This is a genomic window from Variovorax atrisoli 110B, from assembly GCF_000382045.1.
GTDB lineage: Bacteria > Pseudomonadota > Gammaproteobacteria > Burkholderiales > Burkholderiaceae_C > Variovorax > Variovorax atrisoli.
In genome coordinates this window covers 201,339-208,756 of sequence record NZ_KB907460.1, presented here as the reverse complement: position 1 = coordinate 208,756, position 7,418 = coordinate 201,339, and the positions used below count along the sequence as shown (strand labels likewise).

The following is a 7,418-nucleotide window of genomic DNA, read 5'->3' as shown; positions in this document are numbered from 1 at the left end:
CTGCCCTCCCCCAGAGGGGGAGGGGGCAAGACCGGGGCGGACGTCATGAGGTCCCTGAGCCACTGCATCATTTCCGAGCCCTCCCCGCAAAGTACGTCAGCACACTCGCCGCCTTCCCCAGCACCCCAGGCACGGCCGGCATGCTCGCAACCTGCGGATAGCTCTCCTCAGGCTCACCCGGCTCGGCCGGCCGTATGCGCACGCGCACGTCGTACCAGCCCGCCTGTCCGGTGATGGGGTCGGAGTTGCTGATGGTCCCGCTCGCGGTGCCTGCACAGGGCAGCTCCTCGCTGATCAGGTGGTTCAGCAGGAAACCCTTGCGCGCCTCGTCCGCGCCCGGCGCGAGCTGCCATGCGCCGTCGGCCTTGCCGATGGCGTTCCAGGTCCACACGGTGCCGGGCTCCACCGCCTCGCTGTGGCGGAGCATGCAGCGCACCTTGCCCCAGCGGCTCTCGACCCAGCACCAGCCGCCGTCGGCGATGCCTGCGGCCTGCGCGGTCACCGGGTTCACGTGCAGGTAGTTGTGGCTGTGTATCTGCCTGAGCCATGCGTTCTGCGAGTCCCACGAGTGGTACATGGCCATCGGCCGCTGCGTGAGCGCATTGAGCGGGAACGCATCGAGATCGGTCGCCGCTTCTTCCAGTGGCGGATACCAGAAGGGCAGCGGATCGAAATACGTGTCGATGCGCTCGCGCAGCGCATCGGGCGGCTGCCGACCCGGGGCCTTGCCCTGCGCCGCGAGCCTGAAGCTCTGCAGCGTGTCGGAGTACAGCGCCAGCTGCACCGGGTCGTTGCGCTGGCGCCAGCCCTTGTCCTTCGCGAAATCGAGGTACTCCCGGTTCCAGTTGCGCATGTAGTGCATGGTCTCGGGCATGTGGTAGTGGAAGACGCAGTTGTTCTTCTCGTAGGCCTCCCACTGCTTCGGGTTCGGCGCGCCGCGCAGGTGCTCGGTGCCGTCCTTGCCGCGCCAGCCCATCAGGAAGCCGATACCCGGCTGCGGCTCGAAGTTGACGATGAAGTCCGGGTAGCCGCTGTACTTGCGCCCGCCCTCGGGCGTGGTGAAGGCCGGAAACTTCAGCCGCGAGGCCAGCTCGATCAGCACCTCCTGGAAGGGCTTGCACTGCCCCGTGGGCGGCACCACCGGAATGCGGACCGAATCGACGGGCCCGTCGAACTCCGAGATCGGACGGTCGAGCATGCCCATCACGTCGTGGCGCTCGAGGTAGGTGGTGTCGGGCAGCACGAGGTCGGCGAAGGCCACGGTCTCGCTCTGGAAGGCGTCGCACACCACCAGGAAGGGGATCATGTGCTCGCCCTTCTCATCCTTGCGGTTGAGCATCTCGCGCACCGCCATCGTGTTCATGCTGGAGTTCCATGCCATGTTGGCCATGAAGATCAGCAGCGTGTCGATGCGGTACGGGTCGCCCTTCACCGCATTGGTGATCACGTTGTGCATGAGCCCGTGCGCCGACAGCGGGTGCTCCCACGAGAACGCATGGTCGATGCGGATCGGCGAGCCGTCGGGGTTGATCGCCAGTTCGTCGGGGCTGGCCGGAAAGCCCAGCGGCGCGGCATTGAGCGGCGTGTTCGGCTGGATCATGCCGGGGTCGTTGAAGGCCCTGTAGTTCGGCACGATGTGGCGCGGGTACGGCGCCTTGTGCCTGAAGCCGCCCGGCGCGTCGATGGTGCCGAGCACGCTCATCAGCACGGCCAGCGCACGCACCGTCTGGAAGCCGTTGGAATGCGCCGCGAGTCCGCGCATCGCATGAAAGGCCACGGGCCTCGCCTGCGTGGTCTCGTGCTTCCTGCCCCATGCGTCGGTCCACGGAATGGGCAGCTCGAAGGCCTGCTTCAGCGCCGTCTCGCCCATCTCCCGCGCCAGCTTGCGGATTCGCGCCGCGTCGATGCCGGTGATGGCCTGCGCCCACTCGGGCGTGCAGCTCGCCACGCGCTCGCGCAGCAGCTGGAACGAAGGCGCGACGCGCGTGCCGTCGGCCAGCGTGTAGTGGCCTTCGAGCGCGGGGTCGCAGCCATCGGCGATGCCTTCGGGGTACGCGGGCTTCACGCTGCCGCTGGCCTTGTCCCACACCAGCTTGTTGTGCGGATTGCGACCGTCGCCCGGCGGGCCGCGCTCGGGATCGAAGGCGAACAGCCCCTCGCGCTCGCAGTCGTCGAGCACCACCAGCTGCGGCGCGTTGGTGAAGCGCTTGAGGAATGCGTGGTCCACCAGCTCGTTGCCGATCAGCTCGTGCAGCAGCGCCATGAAGAGCGCGCCGTCGGTGCCGGGCTTGATCGGGATCCACTCGTCGGCAATGGCCGAATAGCCGGTGCGCACCGGGTTGATGGAGATGAAGCGGCCGCCAGCGCGCTTGAACTTGCTGATGGCGATCTTCATCGGGTTGCTGTGATGGTCCTCGGCCGTGCCGATCATCACGAAGAGCCTGGCGCGCTCGAGGTCGGGCCCGCCGAATTCCCAGAAGCTGCCGCCGATGGTGTAGATCATTCCCGCGGCCATGTTGACCGAGCAGAAGCCGCCGTGCGCCGCGTAGTTGGGCGTGCCGAACTGCCGCGCGAAGAGGCCGGTGAGCGCCTGCATCTGGTCGCGCCCGGTGAAGAGCGCGAATTTCTTCGGATCGGTGGCACGGATCTTCGCGAGCCTCTCGGTCAGCATGTCGAAGGCGCGCTCCCAGCTGATCGGCTCGAACTCGCCCGCGCCGCGCTCGCTGCCGGCCTTGCGCAGCAGCGGCTGCGTGATGCGCGCGGGGGACACCTGCTTCATGATCCCCGAGGAGCCCTTGGCGCAGATCACGCCCTGGTTCAGCGGGTGGTTCGGGTTACCGTCGATGTAGCGGACCTCGGGGCCCTTCTCGCCCTCGCGCAGGTGCACCCGGATGCCGCAGCGGCAGGCGCACATGTAGCAGGTGGTGGTCTTGACCGTGGTGTCGGCCGTGGGCGTGGGCGCTGCCAGCGGGTCGTGCACGGGCTCGCGAGACAGGAAGCTGAACACTTGGCGGTCCTTTGTTTTCAGGCGGGTCCGTTCGATGGTATGCAGCCTCGATCAAACGAAAAAGCAGAGAATATCGCTCACCATGACCGGAAAAACTGATCAGCAGCAGGGCACGGCATCGAGCCCCCGCCTGCGCCTGAACCTGCGCCAGCTCGAAGTGTTCGTCGCCACCGCCCGCGAAGGCAGCACCCGCGCCGCGGCCGACCGCATCGCGCGTTCGCAGTCGGCGGCCAGCAGCGCGCTGGCCGACCTGGAGTCTTCGGTGGGCGTGCAGCTCTTCGACCGGCTGGGGCGCCGGCTGGTGCTCAACGAGAACGGCCGGGCCCTGCTGCCCAAGGCGCAGGCGCTGCTGGACCAGGCTGCAGAGGTCGAAGCGCTCTTCAGCGGCGAGCATGCGGCGCCGCTGCGTGTGGCGGCCAGCTTCACCATCGGCGAATACCTTTTGCCGGAGCGGGTGTCGACCTGGACGGCACTGCATCCGCAGAGCCAGGTGCACCTGCACATCGCGAACACGCACGACGTGATCGAGGCGGTGGCGGGCTTCGACGTGGACGTGGGCTTCATCGAAGGCCCGCAGACGCACCCCGACCTCGTGGTGCGGCCCTGGCGCGAAGATGAACTGGTGATCGTCGCCGCGCCCGGCCACGAGCTGGCGGGCCGCATCGCGACCCACAGGCAACTTTCGCAGGCCACGTGGGTGCTGCGCGAGCATGGCTCCGGCACGCGGCAGGTGACGGACGCATGGCTGATCCAGAACCTGGAGCAGGTGCACGTGGGCTTCGAACTGGGCAGTACCGAAGCCATCAAGCGCGTGGTGGCTTCGGGCACCGGGCTCGCATGCCTGTCGCGCTACACGGTGGCGCAGGCGCTGGAAGACGGGCACCTGGTGGAACTGCGCACGCGCCTGCCAGCCGGGATGCGGCGGCTGGCGACGGTGATGCATCGCGACAAGCTGCTGGGCCGCGCGACGGCGGATTTCCTGCGCCACTGCGGCGCGGTGGTCCCGCGCCCCTCCACCTCTCGCTAGGCCTCTAGATGCCCAGGTAGGCGCGACGCACTTCAGGGTTGTCGCGCACCTCGGCCGCCGTGCCGGACAGGATCACCCGCCCCGTCTGCAGCACGTACGCGCGTTCGGCGATCTGCAGGCTTTCGGCCAGGCGCTGCTCGACCAGCAACACGGTGACGCCGGCATCGCGGATGGCCACGACCGCGTCGAAGATCTCGTCGACCAGCTTGGGCATGATGCCCTGTGAAGGCTCGTCGAGCATCAGCAGGCGCGGACGGGTCATCAACGCACGGCCGATGGCCAGCATCTGCTGCTCGCCGCCGGAGAGCGTCTCGGCGCGCTGCGGCAGCCGTTCCTTCAGGCGCGGGAACAGCTTGAACACCATCTCCAGCGGCGCTTCGCGATCGGCCTTCTTGCGGTGCAGGTAGCTGCCCAGGCGCAGGTTGTCCGCCACCGACAGGCGCGGGAACAGGCGCTTGCTCTCGGGCACGAAGGCCAGCCCGCGCGCGGCGATCTGGTGACCCGGCAGCGCCTCGATGCGCTCGCCGGCGAAGCTGACTTCGCCCGAGCGCGGCTTCACCATGCCTATCAGCGACTGCAGCAGCGTGGACTTGCCCGCGCCGTTGGCGCCGGCGACGACGACGATCTCGCCCTCCTTAACCGAGATGGAGATGTCGGAGATGGCGACGAGCCCGGCATAGGCCGAAGTGAGCCCGCGGACTTCAAGCAGCATGGTGGCGCTCTCCCAGGTAGGCGGAAATGACGGCGGGGTCGCGCACGACGTCGCGCGGCGATCCTTCGGCGAGCACCTGCCCGAGGTTCAGGACCAGGGCCCGGTCCACCAGCGGCATGACGACTTCCATCACGTGCTCGACCATGACCACGGTGACTCCTGCATCGCGCACCTTGCGGATCAGCTCCACGCCCAGCCGCGCTTCGCTGGGCGTGAGGCCTGTCAGCACCTCGTCCAGCAGCAGGAGCTTCGGCCTGGTGGCCAGCGCGCGGGCCACCTCGAGGCGGCGTTTCTCCGGCGGGGTGAGCTGGTGGGTCGGGGTGTTGGCCTGGCGTGCCAGACCGGTGAACTCGAGCATCTCCAGCGCCGCGTGGCGGGCAGCCGACGCGCCGGCATGGCGCACGAAGCTGCCGATCATCACGTTCTCGACCACGCTCATCGAATCGAAGGACCGCGGCACCTGGTAGGTCCGGGCGATGCCCAGGGCGCAACGTCGCGTGGCGGGCAGCGCGGTGATGTCCCGCCCTTCGAAGTGGATGCTGCCGGAGGTAGGCGGCAAGGCACCCGCAATCAGGTTGAACAAGGTCGACTTGCCTGCCCCGTTGGGCCCGATCAGGCCGAGGATCTCACCCTTGCGGATCTGGGCATCGACGTTGGAGTTGGCCACCAGGCCGCCGAAGCGGCGCGTCACCTGGCGAGCCTGCAGGAGGATGTCGCCGCTCATGGCGCGACCTCCTTTCGGCGCCCCTGGCGCAGCGGCCACAGGCGGACCAGACCCTCCGGCTTGAGCAGCGCCACCGCCATGACGAGGCCGCCGTAGATCATCAGGTCGAGGCCCGAGCCCGAGCCGCCCATGTAGCTGCGCGAGAGCTCGGTCAGCGGAATCAGGATGACCGCGCCAAGCATCGGACCCCACAGCGTGCCGATGCCGCCCAGCACGACCGGCAGCACGATCAGCAGCGAGAAGCGGAACTGCAGCACGCTGTCCGGGTCGACGTAGGAAACGAAGGCCGCGTAGAAGCCTCCGCCCACGGCGGTGAGGAAGGCCGAGATGGCCGCAGCCGCCAGCTTGGAGCTGAGCACCGTCACGCCCAGGCTCTCGGCAGCCTCGGGGTTGTCCTTGACTGCACGCCACCAGTAGCCCCAGCGCGAGTCCTCGATCAGCCAGCAGATGAACCAGGTGAGCGCCAGCAGGCCGACCGCGAAGTGGATGTAGGGCGTCTTGTCGCGGGCGAATTGAAGGGTCGCCCAGCTGTCCTCGCCGAAGGGCCACTGGATGCCCGAAGCGCCGCCCAGCCATTCCCAGTTGTGCACGATGAGCAGCCCCATCTCGGCGATCACGATGGTGGCGATGGAGAAGTAGTGCCCCTTCAGCCGGAAGCAGCCGTAGCCCAGAACCACCGCCAATGCCGCGGCCATCAGCCCGCCGCCCAGCATGCCGAACCAGGGCAGCAGGTTGAAGCCGACGTAGAGCTTGCTGGTGGCATAGGCACCCACTCCGAAGTACAGCGCGTGCCCCAGCGAGATCTGGCCGCAGTAGCCTCCGAGGATGTTCCAGGCCTGCGACAGGGCGGCGTACATCAAGGTGAGCACGATGACGTTTCGCAGATAGGCGTTCTGCACGACCAGCGGCGACAGCGCGGCCAGTACGAAGATCACCAGCGCAACGACGAGCTGCATGCGGCGGCGCCGGCCGAAGCTGTGCACCGCGTCGTCGGCGGCGTTCGTGGAAGCCGCCACGGCGGGAGCCGTGGTGGCAGCGAGGATCGTCGGTTGCATCAGAGTCTTCCGAAGAGGCCCTGCGGACGCAGGAAGATGATGGCCAGGTAGAGCACGTAGATGCCCATGGACTTCATGGCCGGCGGCAGCACGACGGCCGTCAGCGCCTCGACCAGGCCGACGACGATGCCAGCCGCGAAGGCGCCGAAGACGCTGCCGAAACCGCCGAGCGCCACGGTGATGTAGGCGATGGTGCCGAACGCGGCGCCGACTTGCGGATGGATGTAATAGAAGGTGGAGAGCACCGCGCCCGCCACGCCGACCAGTGCCGCACCCATGCCCCAGCCCAGCGCGAAGACCCGGTTGCTGTCGATGCCGACCAGCGCCACGGCGCCCTTGTCTTCCCGCGTGGCTTCCAGCGCGCGGCCGAAGTCGGAGTGTTTCATCAGCAGGTACAGGCCGCCGAAGGCGATCAGGGAAACCACCGCGCCGAACACCTGCGGCAACGGCAGGAACAGACCGCTCAGCTCCAGCGTCTTGCCGCCGAGCCAGCCGTTGTCGCCGATGTTGCGGTAGTCGGGCGTGAAGAAGAACTGCGCAGCGCCCTGGATCAGCGTGGCCAGGCCGAAGGTGGCGAAGATCTGCACCATGCCGGCGTTGACCTTCACCCGCAGCGCATGGCGCACCACGCCGACGTAGACGCTGGCCCCGAAGATGAACATCACGGCCGCCACGAGCGACAGGGCCAGCACGGGGTCGATGTGGAAGAAGACGAAACACCCGAAGGTGGCGTACATGGCCAGCATCATGAATTCGCCATGGGCGAAGTTCACGACGTCCATCAGCCCGAAGATGAGGGACAGGCCCACGGCGACCATGCCGTAGATCAGCCCCATCAGCAGGCCGCTGGCCAGGATCTGCATCAATGCGGAAGCGGTCATGGTGCGAACGGC

The 7,418-nt window shown here is 67.8% G+C and carries 6 protein-coding genes; 1 reads left to right on the top strand and 5 read right to left on the bottom strand.

Annotated elements, in window-relative coordinates; genetic code table 11:
* Window positions 1–67 precede the first annotated feature (67 nt).
* On the bottom strand, window positions 68–3,007 hold the full coding sequence (locus G369_RS0126625; RefSeq protein ID WP_019657108.1) for a molybdopterin oxidoreductase family protein: 2,940 nt from the start codon (window positions 3,005–3,007) through the stop codon (window positions 68–70).
* An 82-nt stretch (window positions 3,008–3,089) separates the two neighbouring features.
* Between G369_RS0126625 and G369_RS0126620 the strand changes: the two genes are divergently transcribed.
* Window positions 3,090–4,034, top strand: a complete 945-nt coding sequence (locus G369_RS0126620; RefSeq protein ID WP_020723278.1) for a LysR family transcriptional regulator — start codon at window positions 3,090–3,092, stop codon at window positions 4,032–4,034.
* Window positions 4,035–4,038: 4 nt separating this feature from the next.
* Here the strand turns inward: G369_RS0126620 and G369_RS0126615 are convergent, their stop codons facing one another.
* From G369_RS0126615 to G369_RS0126600, 4 genes are read right to left on the bottom strand one after another with little or no spacing between them, the layout of a single operon-like run.
* A complete protein-coding gene (locus tag G369_RS0126615) occupies window positions 4,039–4,746 on the bottom strand; it encodes an ABC transporter ATP-binding protein (RefSeq protein WP_019657106.1) in 708 nt (235 codons plus the stop codon).
* Window positions 4,736–5,470 carry an ABC transporter ATP-binding protein gene (locus G369_RS0126610; protein WP_019657105.1) on the bottom strand — a complete coding sequence of 245 codons (735 nt, stop codon included), beginning with the start codon at window positions 5,468–5,470 and terminating at the stop codon, window positions 4,736–4,738. The genes G369_RS0126615 and G369_RS0126610 overlap by 11 nt, the downstream gene beginning before the upstream one ends.
* Window positions 5,467–6,525 (bottom strand): branched-chain amino acid ABC transporter permease, encoded by a 1,059-nt coding sequence (locus G369_RS0126605; RefSeq protein WP_019657104.1) that lies wholly within the window; start codon window positions 6,523–6,525, stop codon window positions 5,467–5,469. The genes G369_RS0126610 and G369_RS0126605 overlap by 4 nt, the downstream gene beginning before the upstream one ends.
* A complete protein-coding gene (locus G369_RS0126600; protein ID WP_020723277.1) occupies window positions 6,525–7,406 on the bottom strand; it encodes a branched-chain amino acid ABC transporter permease in 882 nt (293 codons plus the stop codon). The genes G369_RS0126605 and G369_RS0126600 overlap by 1 nt, the downstream gene beginning before the upstream one ends.
* Window positions 7,407–7,418: the final 12 nt, after the last annotated feature.

What these genes read in the sequence shown, in the direction of transcription:
- G369_RS0126620 (WP_020723278.1), top strand. Translation starts at nt 3,090, where the DNA reads ATGACCGGAAAAACTGATCAGCAGCAGGGCACGGCATCGAGCCCCCGC.
- G369_RS0126615 (WP_019657106.1), bottom strand. Translation starts at nt 4,746, where the DNA reads ATGCTGCTTGAAGTCCGCGGGCTCACTTCGGCCTATGCCGGGCTCGTC.
- G369_RS0126610 (WP_019657105.1), bottom strand. Translation starts at nt 5,470, where the DNA reads ATGAGCGGCGACATCCTCCTGCAGGCTCGCCAGGTGACGCGCCGCTTC.
- G369_RS0126605 (WP_019657104.1), bottom strand. Translation starts at nt 6,525, where the DNA reads ATGCAACCGACGATCCTCGCTGCCACCACGGCTCCCGCCGTGGCGGCT.
- G369_RS0126600 (WP_020723277.1), bottom strand. Translation starts at nt 7,406, where the DNA reads ATGACCGCTTCCGCATTGATGCAGATCCTGGCCAGCGGCCTGCTGATG.